15 protein-coding genes are annotated in these 18,405 nt (G+C 60.9%); 3 read left to right on the top strand and 12 right to left on the bottom strand.

Annotated elements, in window-relative coordinates; translation table 11 throughout:
• Positions 1-417: 417 nt before the first annotated feature.
• The 7 genes from ACO6TG_RS23115 to ACO6TG_RS23085 are packed head-to-tail and all read right to left on the bottom strand — an operon-like array spanning position 418 to position 6,854.
• Positions 418-1,383: a branched-chain amino acid ABC transporter permease gene (locus ACO6TG_RS23115; protein WP_422375348.1), complete on the bottom strand. Its 966-nt coding sequence runs from the start codon at positions 1,381-1,383 to the stop codon at positions 418-420.
• Complete coding sequence (locus tag ACO6TG_RS23110; RefSeq protein WP_422375347.1) at positions 1,383-2,273, bottom strand: branched-chain amino acid ABC transporter permease; 891 nt, start codon at positions 2,271-2,273, stop codon at positions 1,383-1,385. The genes ACO6TG_RS23115 and ACO6TG_RS23110 overlap by 1 nt, the downstream gene beginning before the upstream one ends.
• A complete protein-coding gene (locus tag ACO6TG_RS23105) occupies positions 2,270-2,986 on the bottom strand; it encodes an ABC transporter ATP-binding protein (protein WP_422375346.1) in 717 nt (238 codons plus the stop codon). The genes ACO6TG_RS23110 and ACO6TG_RS23105 overlap by 4 nt, the downstream gene beginning before the upstream one ends.
• A complete protein-coding gene (locus ACO6TG_RS23100; RefSeq protein WP_422375345.1) occupies positions 2,983-3,756 on the bottom strand; it encodes an ABC transporter ATP-binding protein in 774 nt (257 codons plus the stop codon). Before ACO6TG_RS23100 ends, ACO6TG_RS23105 begins: the two co-directional genes overlap by 4 nt.
• A gap of 3 nt (positions 3,757-3,759) precedes the next feature.
• Positions 3,760-4,962: an ABC transporter substrate-binding protein gene (locus ACO6TG_RS23095; protein WP_422375344.1), complete on the bottom strand. Its 1,203-nt coding sequence runs from the start codon at positions 4,960-4,962 to the stop codon at positions 3,760-3,762.
• A gap of 30 nt (positions 4,963-4,992) precedes the next feature.
• Positions 4,993-6,120: a cupin domain-containing protein gene (locus ACO6TG_RS23090; protein ID WP_422375343.1), complete on the bottom strand. Its 1,128-nt coding sequence runs from the start codon at positions 6,118-6,120 to the stop codon at positions 4,993-4,995.
• Between the two features lie 26 nt (positions 6,121-6,146).
• The gene (locus ACO6TG_RS23085; RefSeq protein WP_422375342.1) at positions 6,147-6,854 is read right to left on the bottom strand and encodes a GntR family transcriptional regulator; all 708 of its coding nucleotides are present in this window, start codon (positions 6,852-6,854) and stop codon (positions 6,147-6,149) included.
• A gap of 234 nt (positions 6,855-7,088) precedes the next feature.
• Here ACO6TG_RS23085 and ACO6TG_RS23080 point away from each other — a divergent pair, with 234 nt between their 5' ends.
• Positions 7,089-8,228, top strand: a complete 1,140-nt coding sequence (locus ACO6TG_RS23080) for an aminotransferase class V-fold PLP-dependent enzyme (RefSeq protein WP_422375341.1) — start codon at positions 7,089-7,091, stop codon at positions 8,226-8,228.
• Between the two features lie 277 nt (positions 8,229-8,505).
• Here ACO6TG_RS23080 and ACO6TG_RS23075 read toward each other — a convergent pair whose 3' ends face one another.
• From ACO6TG_RS23075 to ACO6TG_RS23055, 5 genes are read right to left on the bottom strand one after another with little or no spacing between them, the layout of a single operon-like run.
• Positions 8,506-10,065, bottom strand: a complete 1,560-nt coding sequence (locus ACO6TG_RS23075) for an indolepyruvate oxidoreductase subunit beta family protein (RefSeq protein ID WP_422375340.1) — start codon at positions 10,063-10,065, stop codon at positions 8,506-8,508.
• Positions 10,065-12,215 (bottom strand): thiamine pyrophosphate-dependent enzyme, encoded by a 2,151-nt coding sequence (locus ACO6TG_RS23070; protein ID WP_422375339.1) that lies wholly within the window; start codon positions 12,213-12,215, stop codon positions 10,065-10,067. Before ACO6TG_RS23070 ends, ACO6TG_RS23075 begins: the two co-directional genes overlap by 1 nt.
• A 23-nt stretch (positions 12,216-12,238) precedes the next feature.
• On the bottom strand, positions 12,239-12,733 hold the full coding sequence (locus ACO6TG_RS23065; RefSeq protein WP_422375338.1) for a MarR family winged helix-turn-helix transcriptional regulator: 495 nt from the start codon (positions 12,731-12,733) through the stop codon (positions 12,239-12,241).
• Positions 12,730-14,286, bottom strand: coding sequence for a phytoene desaturase family protein (locus ACO6TG_RS23060; RefSeq protein WP_422375337.1), 1,557 nt, complete (start codon positions 14,284-14,286; stop codon positions 12,730-12,732). Before ACO6TG_RS23060 ends, ACO6TG_RS23065 begins: the two co-directional genes overlap by 4 nt.
• Positions 14,287-14,296: 10 nt before the next feature.
• Positions 14,297-15,088, bottom strand: coding sequence for a cyclase family protein (locus ACO6TG_RS23055; RefSeq protein WP_422375336.1), 792 nt, complete (start codon positions 15,086-15,088; stop codon positions 14,297-14,299).
• 110 nt (positions 15,089-15,198) lie between these two features.
• Between ACO6TG_RS23055 and ACO6TG_RS23050 the strand changes: the two genes are divergently transcribed.
• Complete coding sequence (locus ACO6TG_RS23050; protein ID WP_422375335.1) at positions 15,199-16,767, top strand: phytoene desaturase family protein; 1,569 nt, start codon at positions 15,199-15,201, stop codon at positions 16,765-16,767.
• Positions 16,768-16,815: 48 nt separating this feature from the next.
• Positions 16,816-18,342 carry an ABC transporter substrate-binding protein gene (locus ACO6TG_RS23045; RefSeq protein ID WP_422375334.1) on the top strand — a complete coding sequence of 509 codons (1,527 nt, stop codon included), beginning with the start codon at positions 16,816-16,818 and terminating at the stop codon, positions 18,340-18,342.
• Positions 18,343-18,405: the final 63 nt, after the last annotated feature.

The raw sequence follows: 18,405 nt of genomic DNA, 5'->3' as shown, positions 1-18,405 counted from the left end.
GATGACCGCCTCCTGTGAGACCAAGATATTGTTTATCTAATTTATGATAAGGTCGATTATATTTGCCTATTTGTTCATTTTTAATGAACAATATGACAAGATAACAGCACCTTGCGGCTTGAACCTATTTCATCGTTCTCGCGCGGGGATTGTCATCCCGGACGAAGCATAGCGAAGATCCGGGACCTACTCGCAACTCAACTTGCAGAAGCGGACATCATCCAGACTGCGGCGGCTCCCCGCAGCAAAATCAGCGAACTCTCTGCTGACGAGTAGGCCCCGGGTCTCGCGAGCTCGCCCGGGGTGACAACACAAGAGTGCAATCTGAAAAACATAAGCAAATGCAACTGAGCCAGCCGCCCTCTTTCCCAGCGACACTCCGGGTCGAAACATGCCAGAGAGTGGTGTTCACGCTCGTCAACCCGACCCCGTTTCCTCTTTCCGGAACTTCACCGGCGGTGATTTTTCCGGCAACAGCCCGGCACGGAACTTCTGCAGCACCACTTGCAGCAACAAACCGACCAGGAGCATGCGAATGAAGGAGCTGCGCGTTGCCCATTCCGGTGGCAGACGGTTGGTGAAGATCTCGGTGACCGACCAGAGCGTCCAGATGCTGAGCGCCCCCAGGATGGCGCCCCGGTTGTTGCCGGAACCACCGGCCATCAGCATCACCCAGACGAGGAACGTGACCAGCAGCGGATCGGTTGCGGTCGGTGACAGGAAGCGGAAGTAATGCGCCGACAGGCCGCCGGCGATCCCCATCACCGCACAACCGATCACGAAGGTCTGGATCCGGAACTTCTCGACATTCTTGCCGGCGGCAGCGGCCGAGGTTTCATTGTCCCGGATGGCCCTGAGGCTGCGTCCCCAGGGACTGTCGTAGAGCCGGCTGGCGGCCAGATACACCAGCAGCACCACCACCCAGACGAACCCGAGGAATACCACGTCACTCATGCGGCCCGTTGCAAGATCTCCAAAGGGGCGCGGAATTCTGGAAAGCCCCAGGCTGCCATTGGTGAGCCAGTCCTCGTTGACAATGACCAGCCGCAGGATCTCGGCAATGCCGATGGAGGCCATGGCCAGGTAATCGCTCTTGAGCCGGACGCAGATCCTGGCGACTGCCCAACCCGCCAAGCCAGCTATGACGGCCGCCCCCAGAAGACCGATCGGCACGGGCAGACTGAACCCGCCGAGATGCTTGGACGAAGCGGCTGTCGTCAGGATGGCGGAGGAGTAAGCGCCGACGCCATAAAAACCCGCAATCCCGGCATTGAACAGACCGCCCATGCCCCACTGTATGTTGAGCGCAAGGCACAAGAGGGCGTAGATCCCGCCCAGGATCAGCAGGCTGACGAGATAGAAGAAGAGACCGGTCAGTTCCATCAGAGCAGCCTCCCCTTGAAGAGGCCCTGTGGCCTAAAGATCAGAAGCGCGATCATGCAGATGAAGGCCACGGCGGTTTTGTAGGACGGCGAGATCAGAGCCTCGTCCCCGATCCAGTGATAGGAGGAAAGCTCCTCGGCAAGACCGATGATGAAACCACCGGCCATTGCGCCCATGGGCTTGCCGATGCCGCCCAGGATCGCCGCGGCAAACATCGGCAGAAGCAGGTTCCAGCCGAGATTGGGATGCGCACTGGTGTTCAATGCGGCGAACGCACCCGCAACGGCCGCCAGAGCCGCGCCGATGATCCAGGTCCAGCGCACCACCTTTGCCGTATCGAGGCCCGAGACTTCGGCCAGTTCGGGATCGTCGGCCACTGCGCGCATGGACCGTCCGGTGCGGGTCATGGTCAGGAAAAAATGCAGCAGCACGGCAATGACCGCAGTGGCCACAATTGCCTGCAGATGCAGCACGGACACCCTTATCGTGTCGAACAGGACCAGAGGCGGCTTCACACCGGTGGAAAACACCTGGTTTTCAGAGCCCCAGACAAGCTGGATGACGGACCGGAACACAAGCGCAATGCCAAAGGAGGAAATCACCGTGTAGATCGTCGGCAGGGACCTGAGCGGCTGGTAGAAATAGCGGTCGACAACAAGCGCGGAGACGATCGTCAGGGCCATTCCAAAGGGGATCAGCAACAGCGGATTGACCGGCATGACGGCCGCGGCCGCCAGGATCCCGTAGGTGCCGAGCGTCATCAGATCGCCATGGGCAAAATGGGCAAAGCGCAGGATCCCGAAAATCATCGAGATGCCGACGGCGCCCAGCGCATAGATGCTGCCGATCGTGAGCGCCGGAAACAGATAGAAATTGATGAACTCGATCACGCCGAGCCTCCCAGGAAGAGACGGCGGACATTTTCGTCGCCCAAAAGCTCCTGCCCCGTGCCGCTGACGTGATTGCGGCCCCCGACCAGAATGTGGCCATGGTCGGCAATCTGAAGCGCCTGGCGCGCGTTCTGTTCCACCATCAAGATCGTGATCCCGGTTTTACGGATGTCGAGCAGCAGATCGAAGATCCGCTCCAGATAAGCGGGGGAAAGACCCGCCGTGGGTTCGTCCAGAAGAACCAGCTTGGGCTCGCACATGAGGGCGCGGCCCATGGCGACCATCTGGCGCTGACCGCCCGAGAGTTCCCCGGCAGGCTGTTTGAGCTTGTCCCGCAGGTCCGGAAACAGGGTCAGCACCTTGTCGAGTGTCGCTCCCTTGTCTTTCGGCGGCGCGGCATAGGTCCCGACATCCAGGTTCTCGGCAACCGACATGGTCGCAAACACGTTTTTGGATTGGGGCACCGCTGAAACGCCCAGCGGCACAAGCGCTGAGGTTTTGGCACCGGTGAGGTCCCTGTCTCCAAGACGGATCGACCCTGCAGAGACTTCTGTCAGCGCAAAGATTGTCTTCAGCAAGGTCGACTTGCCTGCCCCGTTTGGCCCCAGAATGACGGCAATCTCGCCAGGCTCGACCGCCAGAGATATGTCCTCGATGATCGGAGGGCCACCGTAGCCGGCGGTCACCCCCTTCACCGTCAGCTGCTCCGTCATATCTGGACCTCGTATTTGCCGCCGCCGAAATAGGCTTCAATCACGCGCTCGTCGTTGCGCACGTCTTCCACCGTTCCCTCGGTCAAAAGGGCGCCCTGGGCCATGACCAGAACGTGGTCGCAAAGCTTCGAGACATAGTCGAGATCGTGTTCGATCAGGCAGAAGGTGAGCCCGCGCTCCCGGTTCAGCATCAGGATCTTGTCCGCCAGTTTGCCCAGCAGAGTCCGATTGATGCCGGCGCCAATTTCATCCAGCAAGATGATCTTGGGATCGCGCATCAGCGCCCGGCCAAGCTCGACGAGTTTCTTCTGCCCGCCCGACAGGTTGCCGGCCTGCTCGTCAATGACATGCTCCAGTTCCAGGAGCCTGATCGTTTCGCGCGCCCGGTCGTAGACCGCCCGCTCCTCGGCCGCAAAACGGCCGCGCCGGAAAACAACGTTGAAGACATTTTCCCCCTCGGGCGCGGCGGCCGCCGCCATCAGGTTTTCAAGCACGGAGAGCCGGTCGAATTCATGCGGGATCTGGAACGTACGCGCGAGGCCCGCCGCTGCCCGCTCATGGGGTTTAAGCCGCGTGATGTCGCGCCCTTCCAGCAGCACCCGGCCGGAACTGGGCCGGATCGCCCCGGCAATGACGTTGAAAGCCGTTGTCTTGCCCGCACCATTCGGCCCGATCAGACCGGTGATGCGGCCTGCGCCGATGTCGAAGCTTGCCTGGTCAACTGCCCGCAAACCACCGAAATCGACGCAGATCTTGTCCAGCTGGATCACGAGTTATTCGACAATCGCGATCTGCTTGTAGCCATCGCCATCGACGACGAACTTGCCGATGTAACCGCCGACATCGCCATTGGCGTCAAACTCGGCAGCACCGCTGGCACCGTCATAGTCGATGTCCTTGCCGGCCTTGATCAGCGCCACGGCTTTTTCCCATTCACCCGGACCAACTTTTTCACCCGGCGCCATGGCGACATCCCTCAGCGCCTGAGCCATGGCCGCACGATCGGTGGAGCCGGCCTTTTCAATCGCCAGCAATGCCAGGAAGGTTGCATCATAGGTCTGGTCGACAAAAGCCTTGTCCGCACCTTCGCCATATTCGGCGTTGAAGGCGTCATGCAGGGTCTTCTGCGCGGGGTTTTCCGCCGGTGACGTCGGCGAGGAGAAGAAGGAGGTCTTCAGCGCGTCCGCTCCGACATTTTCAATCAGAAGCTCGTCCCGCAGACCGTCGGTGCCGACGAACTTGGTGAAGAGCCCGCCTTCAATGGCCTGGCGCACGATCTTGCCGCCACTGTCGCCGGCATAGGCAATCACAACGAGCGCTTCCGGCTCTCCCTTGGCAAGACTTGCCAGTTCCGACCGGTAGGAGTCCTTCTTTTCCTCGTGCTTGTTGGACGCGGTGATCTTGCCACCCGCGGCTTCGTAGGCGGCCTGGAAGGTCTGGCCGATGCCGACGCCATAGTCGTTGTTGACATAGGTGAGCGCGACATTGTTCAGCCCTTCATTCAGAACCATCTTGGCCAGGATCTCACCCTGATAATTGTCGGACGGAACGATACGGAAAACCAGACCATCGTCCTGAAGGTCGGTCATGGCCGGGGACGTCGCCGTCGGTGAGATCTGCGCAACACCGGCCGGAATGATCGCCGCCTCGGCTGCCGCAATCGTGGTGCCCGACATGAGCGAGCCCATGACAATCGGCACATTCTCGATGTTGACCAGTTTCTGGGCGGCGTCGACCGCGCCCTGGGCCGTCCCGGTTGTGTCGCCATAAACCGCGACGGCATTGCCGCCGAGCAGGCCACCCTGCTCGTTGACATGCTTGACCGCGAGGTTGGCCGCGTTCTGGAGCGGCGGAATGAAATTGGCAATCGGCCCGGTAATGTCCATCAGGATGCCGATCTTGGTGTCATCGGCCTGAGCTGAGGCACCGGCACCCAACAGGGCAGCGGCTGCCACGAAAGTCATCAGTCTGTTCATGCTGTCATCCCCTCTTACACACTTGCTCGTTCACGCCTGCACGGTTTGCTCATTCCTCCTCGGCAAACTTTCTTGCTGCAGGATTTCCGTCTCGAACCGGCCCGGCAGACTGACTTCCAGCAGCTCAAGGTCGGTCGTTGCGCCCGTGTATCTGGTCGCCAGTTTCGGCGGGATCACAAAGGCGTCTCCGGCAGTCAGGCGGAAAGGGTCTTTGCCCTCACCCTCAAGGGTCATCTCGCCTGCCAGCACAAAGTTGAACAGAATGTCGCCGTGATGGCGCGTCCAGGGGGCCTCTTCCCCCGTCGGCCGCGCCACCATTACGGAGGCGACACCCTGGGTGTTGTCGCAAATGGTCGTGTCCCGCGCCTCGAAGCCCGGAACGCGAAACGGCCTGAACGTGCCGTCCTTCGCCAGATTATGCACGAATTTCTGGCCCTGCCATTCCCGGTCGGGCCGCTCCTGCAGTGTCGGCAGGGTCATCTCATGATCGATTTCGGTGACGTGCTCCGCCGGAACGCCGATCTCGACCACCTCAATCCCGTCCGCCGCATGCATGACCCTGTGACGGATTTCCGGTGGTTGAATGAAACAATCCCCGGCCGTCAGCCGGCGCATGCCGCCCTGGTCTTCGTAAAGCACATCCACCCAGCCACGCACGCAGAAGATCAGCTGAAACCCGACCTTGTGGAAATGAACCATGTCCGGCACCGGACCATCCGGCACCCGGATATGCGATGCGATCATCGCACCACCCAGCCGTGTCGGCACCAGATCGCGATACTCCATGCCTGCGCGTCCGATCACCCAGGGCGCTTGGTCCGCCAACCGGCGCACCACAAAGGCGTGCTCGGTCTCCGGCAGAACCAGCGGCGGGTTCAGCTCATCGATTTCAACACGCGTGCCATTGGGCGCGACCAGCAACCGTTCTCCATCTGCAAAACCATCCGGGTCTTCGGTCAGGATCCGCAAGGTCCCCGGACCTTCCGGCGCTCCTTTTTCGACCCGAACACGCAGGCCGTGACCTGAAAAAACCGCGATTTCCGGATTGTCGGCCGGATAGATCATGTCCAGCCGCATCTTCAGAACCCTGGTGAAAAACGGCAGGTCCTTCGACAGGTCTTCAGTCGGCAATCGTATCTCGGCACGGGTCTCCGTCATGTCGCTCTCCCCCTTCGATCCCCGTGTCACCCTGCCTTGGCAGGTGCAGCGGTTTTGTCTTGTTGTGCCGCCTCATGGGCGGCGAGATAGGCTGCTTCGCCGTCAAAGACGAAACGCAGAATTCTGTCGGACGCGGCCACGGCATCCCGGCGGCAGAAAGCCTCGTAGAGACGCGCATTGCCTTCGACGATCAGCGGGTGATTGACGCCATCGGCAAAGGTCATCAGGCGCACAGCCTGGACCTGGGTCATGTAGCGCTGCAGGGCCTTGCGCAAGGACCCGTTCGGCACCGCATCGATCCAGCCGTTTCGGAAGATCTCACAGGCGCGAAACAGTCGCTCTGCGTCTCCTTCCGCCATGGCGGACCGCGCGTCGTTCAGCGTTTCACCCAGCGCGGCCAGCTCCGTTTCCGAGAACGCCTGCGCCGCCAGGGCCGCCGCCCGGGGTTCCAGCAGCCGGCGCAGATCAAAGATCTCGAGAATTTCCTGATGATCGAGCCGCGGAAGCACAAACCCGCGCGTCGTCGGCTCCAGATAGCCCTCATGCGCCAGACGCATCAGGGCATCCCGGGCTGGCATGCGCGAGACACCAAATTCCGCCGCAACGGCCGTGTCGACCAAACGCACGCCCTGCAACAGTTCACCGCGCTGAATGCGCCCCATCAGAACGTCATGGATCTGAGCGCTGGTGCTTTGCCCGCTTGTAGGCGTCGGGTCGGCTTTGTTGGGTGTCATGACCAGCTAGCTTCCATCAAGTCAGGCGCAAAACCGTATACAGAACAAGTCAAGAGCCCATGGGCTCGATCTTTAATTTCTGCCAAAAATCGCAAACCTGAAATCCTTTAAGCTTGAACTATTGTCAAAACTGTATACGAATAATCCCCTACGGGTCAACAGCCTTAACAACGCCAATGACGTCGAATTCGAACGGCGTGACAACCAGATAGCGGCGGAACCATCGGGGGGATCATGAGCACCAGAAAAGACGGCTATTTCCTCTATCATTCGATTGGCCAGTATCCGGAGAAGGAAGCGGATCTCGCCGCAGCAATGACAGACCTTGGTGCGGTGTGGAGCACCTCGAACGACCGGCAATGGCCCTATCTTCTGGGCAAACGCGCAGAGTTCATTGATCTTTGGCGACAGCTGCTTGGCGCACCGGCCGGATCGGTCACGACCTGCGAGAATGTCACGCAAGGCGTGCACATGTTCCTGACTGCCCTACCCGAAAATCGGCTCAGGGGGCGCAAAGTACTGGTGGCGGAGGACTGCTTTCCGTCGAACCATTTTCTTCTGACCCGCCTGCAGGACCGTCTCGGCTTTGACCTGGTCACGGTTCGGGCGCGCCAGGGGGCGGACTGGGTGGCCGATGAGGACATGATCGCCGAATGGGACAGCGATGTGGCGCTGACGCTGATCACCTGGGTCAGCTCGACAACCTCGCACAGGGTCAATCTGGAAAATCTTGTGCCCCACGGCCGTGCAAAGGGCAGCCTGATTGGCATCGACATCACCCAGGCCGCCGGATTGCTGCCTTTCTCGGTTGCCGCGCCCGAGGTTGATTTTGCGGTCTCGACCAGCCTGAAGTGGATGTGCGGCACGCCTGGCGCAGGCGCGTTCTATGTTCACCCGGACCTGATCCCGGACTGCAAGCCGGAACTGCGCGGCTGGTTCAGTCAGGACAACCCGTTCAACTGGGACATCGACGCCTTCGACTACGCGCCGGATATCCGGCGCTTCGACAATGGCACGCCGGCCATTTTGCCGGCTGCTGCCACGGTCCCGGCACTCAAGTGGCACAGGGATGCCGACACGGATGCCATCCTGGCACATAACAGACATCTTTCGGATCTGCTGATTGCCGGCATTGACGACATCGGACTGAAGCTGCTCACGCCGCGCGCTGAACAGGAGCGCGGTGGCAGCCTGATGATTTCGCTCGGCTCTAACGCAGGGGCCAGCCGCGCACTGGACGATCTTGGCAGGGCTGGTTTTTCCGCCGACACGCGCGGCGCCACACTCAGGTTGTCTCCGGGCGTCCAGACGACGGAAGAGGCCTGCCGGGAAGTGCTGGACGCTCTGAAATCATCGGTGAGCGCGGCCGTTTGAGGTTGCTCTCAGCTTTCTGTTCTGGGCCTGCGGAGCCATCCCCTGGGACTGTCTCTCAAAGAACCCGGAGTAAAGCGCCGATCCTTCGAGACGGCGCTAAAGCGGCTCCTCAGGATGAGGGTGGAGTGAACATAAGCCCTCTGTGGCTTGAGAGAGCAACACTCATTAGTGTGAAGCTACATTTGCCGGATTGAGCAGGCTGCACCTCAAACTCAAACCTCATCCTGAGGAGGGCTGAAAGCCCGTCTCGAAGGGTCGGCCACATGTTCCGGCATCTTTACGGCGTAGTGGCAAAACTCGCCACGGTCTTCAGGGCACCGTCGAGATCGGTGCTCTTCTCGTCCTTCAACGCGGCTTCCCGCAAACGAGCAACCCATTCCGGTCCGTCGTCACGGTTTTCCACCATCCGCGCGCCGGCAAGCACCTTGTCGAACTTCGAAAGACCTCTGGCATGGGTGTCGGAATAGCCTTTGATGAGGCGACGGCACTTCAGGATTTCAACGGCCATGGCGTAGCGGCTTGGCAGATAACTGGACACCATCTTGAGCCAGTCCTGCAGATGATCCTGCTCCATCTTGTGGCGCAGGGTCTTGAGGCGCCAGCCGCGCATGCCGCCAAGGATGTACAGCATCGCGAAACCGCGCAATCCGTCGGTGCGCATCCGCCTGCCGCGGTTGAACCAGCGGTCTATGCGGGCCATCCAGGCCGGGTCGCGCTCCAGCCGGCTGCCCAGCTTGACCGGCAACAGGCCGACGATCTCTTCGGCGCGCGGATGAAGATAGTCCGTCAGACGCAGCAGCTTGCCCTCGTCGATCCGCATTTCCTGACTGATGCGTTCGAAACGCTGTGGCCGTGTTTTCAGGTCGGCAACGCGAATGACATCGTCATAGGCCATGGCATTGGCAATGTATTTGGCAGCTTCCCTTGAAAGCTCGAAGCCATGCTCTGCATCATCCTGCCGAACCAGTGCCTCGAGCCGGTCCAGATATTCGCTGCCATAGGCGACATCCTGGAAATCGACGACCTTTTGCAGTCCGGCACGCGCCATCTCCCGGGCAGGTTCGGGAAGCGCAGCGACCCGGGCCTGAAGACTGGCATAGGCCGTGCGGCTTTTCTCCGGCCCGCGCGGCTCCAGGATCTGCGGTTCCGGTGCGGTTTTCTCTTCCGGTTGCTCAGGCTCGCCCTTCCTGGCGAGGTCATATCCGGCCGCAAAGGCGCGCAGGCTGGCCTCAACGCCCTTACCACCGGCGCGAATAGCCTCTTCGAAGGCTTCCCGTTTGAACGGCAACGCCTCGGATCCGGCAAGCGCACCGAAGAGCGATGCCGAAATGACGGATCCGACCTTGAGCGCCGCTGCATCCATGTCCGCCATGACCAGTTTCCGGGCAGCCAGCTCGGCAGCTGCCTTCACTTCGTCGGAGGAGGCCATGCCATCGCCGGGCACAGTTTTCTCCGACACCGCCAGCATGCGATGAGTGGAGGCGATCAGGGTGGTCCGGTCCGGTGTCACGAAGCCGCGCATGATCGCGCGACCTGTTTCCATCATTTCCGCTGCGATGGTGATGTCGACGTCACCGGCCGAGGGAGCCAGCGAAAAGACCGGTGAGGCCACGTCTCCCGGCGCTATCTCGATGTAATAGATCGTGGCGCCGGTCCTTTGCGCCACGCCGGCGACGCTGGTCGCCTGGCAGTGATAACCTTCGGCCCGCGCCAGCCCCTCGATCCAGTTGGTGAGCACGCCGCCCCCCTGCCCACCGACGGCCAGGATCGCGATCTTCAGGATCCCTTCAAGCGCAGGATCGGTCGGCTGCCCCTCCAGGGGAAGTGCCAGGGACATCAGGCCTCCTCCGCGCTGAAAGTCAAACGCCGGTCCGCCCGGCGCGTCTGCAGCCAGGCAATCACCTTCTGACGCAGACCGGCAAACCAGCTCTCGAACCCACCCGGATTGTAAACCACATTCGCCTCGTAGAAGGATGGGCAGAGGATCGCCGCGTCGGCGACCTCACCACAATTGCCACAGCCGACACAGGACTGGTCGATATGCGCCACCGGATCGTCCCGCAAGGGATCGTCCAGCTTCTTCAGCGACAAGGACGGACACCCCGACAGGCGAATGCAGGCGTGATCGCCCGTGCAGACATCCTCATCCACGCCGAAGCGCGGCACCTCGACCCGCCGGCCACCCGCAATCGCCTTGTTGCGCAGCGGCTTTTCGCGGCGCTGCCGGTTGAGCATGCATTCCGACGACGCCACGATCACCTTGGGCCCGTCATAGTCGGTTGTCAGCGCTTCGCGGATGGTCGCCCGCATCCGGGTGACGTCATAGGTCCGGTCAATCTGCCGGATCCATTTGACGCCCGCGCCTTCCAGCGCCTTGGTGATCGGATTGTTGGTGGATTTGGACTTGTTACGCGCCCGGCTGGAGGGAATGTCCTGGCCGCCGGTCGCCGCCGAATAGTAATTGTCGACAATGATGGCAACGCTGTCGGACTTGTTGAAGACCATATTGCCGATGGAGGAGCTGAGGCCGTTGTGCCAGAAACCGCCGTCGCCCAGGATCGAGATCGCCCGTTTTTCGCCGCCTCCGTCAAAGGCCGCGTTGGAGGCCGGGCCAAGGCCATAGCCCATGGTCGAGCCGCCAATTTCGAACGGCGGCAGGCAGGCAAAGAGATGGCACCCGATGTCGCCGGTGATCTGGTGCTGGCCGACCTCCTGCTCCACCAGCTTCAGCGAGGCGAAAATCGGGCGTTCCGGACAGCCCGTGCAAAAGCCGGGTGGCCGGATCGGCACGGTCTGGCTGAGATCGGGAAGCTCCGGCTTGGGCGCATTGGGCGCCAGAACCTTGCCGGGCAGTAGATCCGCTGCGTGCTGGCGAACAAAGGCGTCGAGACCGTCCAGCATGATCTGGCCGGTGTATTCGCCGGCTTTCGGAAAGATGCCCTTGCCTTCGAGTTTTGTTGTTCCGCCTGCCTTGTAGAGCATGGCTCCGAGCTGCTGTTCGATAAATTCCGGCTGCCCCTCTTCGACCATCAGGACGGCGTCCTTGCCGGCGCAGAAGTCAAGCAGGTCTGACTGAACCAGCGGATACGTCACGTTCAGCACATAAAGCGGCACGGACGTATTGCCGCTGATATCGGCGAGACCAAGCCGTTGCAACGCACGTATGACGCTGTTGTAGAAGCCACCCGGACAGATGATACCGACCTTGCCGGTGTCCGGTCCGAACCGCTCGTTGAGTTTGTTGTCCAGGATGAATTTTTCGGCCGCCGGCCAGCGATTGTCGACCTTGTCATGTTCATGGGCGTAGGACATGGGCGGCAGCACCACCCGCTTGAAATCCCGCATGGGATTGGCCAGCGCATCGCGGACAGAGAGCGGAGGCGGCACATTATCCCTGGTTTCAAAACTTCCGGTCACATGACAGGAGCGGATCCGCACCATCAGCATCACCGGCGAATTGCTTGCCTCCGACAGGGCAAATCCGTCGCCGACGGACTTGACGATCGAAGTCAGGTTCGGACGCGGATCGAGCAGCCAGAACTGGGATTTCATGGCAAAGGCATAGGACCGTTCCTGCATGATCGAGGAGCCTTCGCCATAGTCCTCGCCCACGATAACCAGGGCCCCACCATTGACGCCTGACGAGGCAAGGTTGGCCAGTGCGTCGGAAGCCACATTGACCCCAACCGAGCCCTTGAACGTGACCGCGCCGCGAATGGGATAATGCACGGAGGCAGCCAGCATGGCCGCGGCCGCAGCCTCAGAGGCATTGGCTTCGTAGCGGATGCCGAGCTCACCCATCAGATCCTCGGCATCGGCCAGCACGTCCATCAGATGGGAGATCGGTGCGCCCTGATAGCCGCCGACATAGCCGACACCGTTTTCCAGGAGCGCCTTGGTGATGGCCAGAATGCCCTCACCGGTAAAGGTGTCGCCGGTGCCTTTGCGAAGATGCTCAACCTCAGCCTTGAACGACCTTTCGGCCATCGGCTCCTCCCTCGAAACTCACGTCATATCGGGTGCTTGCGCACGTTCTTCAAAATGGTCTGCAATGTGGCCACGAATGCGCGCTGTTCGGCCTCGTCGATGCCCTTGAACATTGCCTGGTAGGCACTTGCGAGATGCGGCCAGAGCTGTTCATGCGTGTCACGCCCCTTGTCGGTCAGGTGGACACGGACGGCCCGACTGTCTTCCTTGTCGGCGACACGGCGCACCAGCCCATCGCGTTCCAATGCATCCAGAGCCCGGCTCAGCGTCGACACTTCCACGATGGCATAAACGGACAGATCCCGGATCAGCAGTCCATCGATCACGGACAAGACGGCGAGCGACCGCATCTTGGGCGTGGTCAGCCCGAGCTTGGCCATTTCATCGCGCAGGGCAGCATTGTAGCGCCCCATGATGCGGTTCATCAGATAAGGCGGAAAATTCTCAAGTCCGATTTCACCGAGCCGCGGCACGCGCTCGTCTTCAACCGCCTCTGCCGTCCGGTCTTCCTCGTTCATGCACCCATCCGCTTTGCCAGATTGTAGCCGGATCCGCCGCCAAGACCCGGACCGGGATGCGTCGAAGCCCCGATCTGGTGAAGGTTGCGGATTTGGGTGGCGCTATTAACGGAATGGGCCAAAGGGCGCCAGATGAAAAACTGGTCGATGCTGCAGGATCCGCCATAGGGATCGCCACCTACCAAATTGATGTTGAGGTCATTGAGATCCGCCGGAGAATAAGCCCGCCGGGCCAGTTTGATCTCATCGAAATTCCGGATATGCCGCCGCAAGATTTCCTCCAGCCGATCGGCGAAGGCCTCGCGTGTCGCCTCCGTCCAGTGTGGTTCGGTCTGGATTACGTTTGCAGCGTCTCCCTTGATCACCCGGGGCGCATCCGGCACCTGCAGCCACAACAGGGCCTTGCCTTTCGGAACACGCGTCGGGTCGAGCCGATGCGGCTGGCCGACACAGATTGTCGGTGTTTCCGGCAGCAGGCCGCGCTCTGCCTCGTTCGCGGATTTCGAAACACTGTCAATGCCATCCGCCAGATGGATCAGGGCAACGTCCTCCAAACCCTCCGCGATCCAGTCCGGATCGCCATCCAGAGCATAGTGCAGTTGAAAATTGCCGCGCCCGTACCGATAGGCGGCAGCACCGGGAGCAGCCTCTTCCTCGCCAAGCAGGCGTCCATAAAGCTGGGTTGGGGTTACCGAAGCGATGACCGATTGTGCCTTTATCGTCTCACCATCTGCCGTTCTGACGCCAACCGCCTTGCCGTCTTTCACTAGGATCCGGTCGACATCCGCACCGGTGCGGATCGTCCCACCCTTCGCCTCGATGAGCTTTCGAAACGCCTCTGGAACACTCGCCGATCCACCTTTGGCAACAGGAGCGCCAGCAGCTTCGAGAGCAAATGCGATGACCCGTCCCATCTGTCCGGAATACGTGCTTTCAGGTGTCAGGCCCGTGTGCAGAACCCACGGCGCCCAAAGGGCCTGCAGGGTCTCGCTCCGATAACTTGTCTCCAGCCAGCCTCTGGCAGGCTGCAACGCCGCGCCAAACCAGGCCTTCAGGCCGGTCAGGCCCCGCTTCCAGGCTTGCCCTGCCATCAGGCGCGCCATCTTCACCGACCAGAGCGGGCTTCCGAGCAGGGCAAAGAGAAACTCGGCATCCGCCTCGATACCGCCGACATCGGCGGCGTGTTGCAGCCCGTCACCCACCGAAAGCGCGTCAAAGGCGGCAATGTTCCGGCTCCGGTCCATGGATAGGACAGCCGCCTCGCCTCCTGGCCGCAAAACGGCCGTTGGATGATTGCCGTGGCAGAATTCCAATCCGTGTTTGCCAAGATCCTCGGCCAGTTCCGCATAGGCCGGCGACGTCAGAAACAGAACGAATGTCGCCGCCATGACATCGTGGTGATAGCCGGGCAGCGTGATTTCCTCCGTGCGCATGCAGCCGCCAAGCCGATCGGACCGCTCCAGCACAAGAACGGGCTCGCCCCGGCGCGACAGCATTGCTGCCGCAACGAGGGCATTGATGCCCGAACCGATAATGACATGCGGAGCGGTCACGGTGTCTGCCTCACGCCTTGGGAACGAGTGCCAAGGCGCGGATCGGACTGCCCGTCCCGCGTTCGATTTTCAGCGGCGCGGCGATCAGGATTGCCCCCTTGGCCGGCAGCTTGTCCAGGTTGGCCAGCGAGGCCAGTCCGAAACAGTTGTCCCGGTGCAGAAGATTATGCGCCGGATAAGGAGGCTCCATCCCTCCTGCCTGTCCGGCATCGGTCCCAATGCACTGACTGCCCCAGCCGACAATCTTCTTGGACAGCAGGTATTCAATGGCATCCGGCGTCGGACCGGGACTATGCGGCCCGGTGTCATCTGTGTTCAGGAACAGCGCTTCGTCATGGGCGCGCTTGTCCCAGTCGGTGCGCATGACAACCCATTCGCCCTCGCCGATCTCGCCATGCTCGGCTTCCCAGGCCTTGATCAGGTCCGCAGTCAGAAGAAAATCCGGATTGTCGAGGCTCTCCTGCGAACAGTCGATGACGTTCACGGGCGCCACAAGACGCTGCACATCGAGCGTGTCGGTGAAACCGTCGTCATAGTCCTTGCCGGTAATCCAGTGATGCGGCGCGTCGAAATGGGTTCCGGAATGCTCGCCCAGTACCATCCAGTTCCAGGCAAAAAACGGCCCGTCTGAATCATATTCGCTGATCTTGTGAATCTCGACCTTCGGCGTCGCCTTCGCGAAATCCGGCGGCAACTGAATGATCGGCGTGCCCGGTCCCAGGACGCCCGTGCAATCCACCACTTCCACCTCTCCGGACAGGAGCTTGGCTCCGAGCCCGCCGAGTGCGTTCTCTGCAGACATGATGTGTTCCCTCTGTACCTCTGCGGCCTGTCGGCTCGTTGTTGCAATTCGATGCTAGACAGATTTATTTGTATTTGCAATTATCTTCTTCGTCAGCGGAGGGGAAGAGCGTGACCGAGACCTTGGACAGCATCATTATCGGCAGCGGGCATAACAGCCTCGCCTGCGCTGTCCACCTAGCCGCCCAGGGCTGGAAGGTCGGTGTGTTCGAACGCGCGGCAGAACCAGGCGGCGCGGTCAAGACCGGCGAATATACGCTTCCCGGTTTCCGTCACGACTGGGCCGCCATGAACCTTTCACTTTTTGCCGGCTCGGCCTTTTTCAAGGAATACGGCGAAGAACTGGGTCGGAACGGACTTGAGTTTGCGCCGGTAGCCAATTGTTTTTCTTCTGTCTTTCCGGATGGCAGCTGGCTCGGCGTCAGCAACGACCTGGAAAAGACGGCACAGCGTATCAACGCCGAAAACGCGCTGGATGCCGAAACATGGCGTGCCCTGACAGCCGAATTTCCGGCGCGCGCCGAAAGCCTGTTCGGCCTTTTGGGCAGTCCGGCGAAAAAACGTGCATTTGCATATATATTGTTCAAGGAGTGGCGCCGAAACGGCACCGGCGGGGTGATGGATCTCGGCCGCTTCCTGCTGGCATCACCAAGAGACTGGCTGAGCGAGACCTTCGTCTCTCCCAAGGTGCGCGCCCTCCTGGGCGCATGGGGCATGCATCTCGATTTTGCACCTGATATCTCCGGCGGTGCACTCTTCCCCTACCTGGAAGGCATGGCCAACCAGGCCTTCGGCATGGTCCTTGGCAAGGGCGGTGCGGATGCGATCATCAAGGCGATGACCGCCACGCTGGAAGCAAATGGCGGCACGGTCACCTGCGATGCCGAGATCACACGCATTCTGATCGAAAAGGGACAAGCCGTCGGTGTCGAACTTTCCGACGGTCGTCAGGTAATGGCAAAAAAGGCCGTGATCGCCAACGTCGCCCCCGCTGCACTTGCCAGGCTCACCGGCGCGACCGGCAACAAACGCTATGACAACGGCCTGAAGACCTCGATCCATGCGCCGGGCACCATGATGATCCATCTCGCGATGGAAGACCTGCCCGACTGGACGGCCTCTGAGGAGCTCAAGACCTTCGCCTATGTGCATCTCGCGCCGGATCTGGACCAGATGGCACGGACTTATGCGCAAGCGCAGGCCGGCTTGTTGCCCGATGAACCGGTGGTCGTCTGCGGCCAGCCGACCGCCATTGATCCAAGCCGCGCCCCGGACGGCAAGCACGTGCTCTGGCTTCAGGTCCGCATGGCCCCCGGCACGATCAAGGGAGATGCCGCCGGCCAGATCACGGCGACCGATTGGGAAAGCGCAGCCGAACCCTTCGCCGAACGTGCCCTTGATCTTCTGGAACGCTATGCGCCTGGCGCTCGAGCCAAGATCCTCGGCCGTCATATCGTGACGCCCGCCATGCTGGAGGCGGACAATCCCAATCTGGTCGGAGGAGACCAGATCTGCGGGAGCCATCACTTGACCCAGCATTTCCTGTTCAGGCCCGTACGCGGTTTTGCCGACGGCACCACTCCGGTTGGAAACCTTTTCCATACCGGGGCCGCCGTCTGGCCCGGAGCAGGCACCGGCGCCGGGCCCGGATATCTGCTCGCACAAAAACTTGCCGGATAGCGACAAAAGAAACGCACCGGCTCCAGAGACACGTTGGGGAACACAACCATGAAGCTTACAAGACGAACGCTTTTACAAACTGCAGCGGCAACTGGTGTCCTGACCGCTGTTGGCACACCGGCCCTGGCCCAGGGCATCGAAGAACTGGTGATTGCCTACAATGTCAATCTGCCGAGCTGGGATCCGACGGTCGGTCCGTCGGCCGTCAATCCGACGATCCAGGGCATCTACCAGTCTGTCTTCGACATGTTTATTCATCAGAACCCGGATCTGAGCTTCGGCTCCGGCATTCTGACCGAGTGGGGCTGGAACGAGGACAAATCCAGGATCTGGATGGATGTGCGTGAAGGTGTCACCTGGCACAATGGCGACCCGTTGACGCCGGAAGACATTGTCTGGTCGCTGGAGCGGGCCGGCAATGCAGACACCGGCAATCCGATCCAGTTCATCTGGGGCAAGATCGGCAACTTCAGTGTCGACGGCAACCGGATCACCGCCGACGTCAAGGAGTACGAGCCGACCATCTTCAAGTGGATGAGTTTCCTGACGGGCTATGTGCTGCCGAAGAAGTACTATGAAGAAGCCGGCGCAGACGGCTTCGAGGCCGCGCCCGTCGGAACCGGCCCCTATATGGTCGACAAGTTCGAGCGCAACGCCTTTGTGCGCCTGAAAGCCAACGAGAAGTACTGGGGTGGGGCTCCGGAGTTCAAGACGGTGACCATCAAGTTCGTCACCGATGCTTCCAGCCGCACCTTCGAGGTCATGTCCGGCAACGCCCATGTGACGCTGGAAATGCCTTATGAAGAATTCGACCGGCTGAAGGAACAGGACGGCCTGGTCGGAACAGCTGCCCCGATCTCGGATATCGGAATGATCTTCATCAACGATGTCGAACCGATGAACGACCCGAATGTGCGCAAGGCCATGGCGCATGCCATTGACAAGAAGACCATCATCGAAAGGCTTCTGTCGAATTACGGCGTCGCCATCGACACTCTGCAGACCCCGGATTACACCGCTTTCGATCCCTCGATCACGGTGCCCTATGACCCGGACAAGGCCAAGGAACTGCTGGCAGCCTCCGGATACGGTCCGGACAACCCGGTCACCTTCCGGATCCAGACGACGCGCGGCTTCAAGCCCAAGGATTATGAAATCATCCAGGCAATCGTCGGGCTCTGGCGCAAGGTGGGCATCGAGGCCGAAATCGAGGTCTACGAAATCGCCAAGCACTATGAACTGCGCGCGGCCGATACGCTGGCCCCTGCTGCCTTCTACAATTGGGGCAATGCGATTGGCGACCCGACCACCTCGACCGGATTTGCCATGTTTGGCCCCTCACCACATTCGGTCTGGGACGGCGAGGACCTGATGCAGAAGATCCTGCCGCTCTGGGGTGAGGCCGACGAGGACAAGCGCATTGCCGGCTGGAAAGAGGTCGACCGGTTCATCGCGGACAACGCACTGGTCATTCCGCTGATCCAGTATGTGCAGCCGATCCTTCATACGGATCAGGTCAAGGTGACGCCGCATGCCTCCGGTGCGCTGCTGCCGCACCTGATGACACGGTCGTAACACATCCCGCCTACGCCGCAGCGCCCAGCTGTTCCAGCTTCCCGGGGCGCTGCGGCGGCTTTT

Source organism: Roseibium sp. (genome assembly GCF_965233565.1).
Lineage (GTDB): Bacteria > Pseudomonadota > Alphaproteobacteria > Rhizobiales > Stappiaceae > Roseibium.
This window is presented reverse-complemented; position numbering and strand designations above follow the sequence as displayed.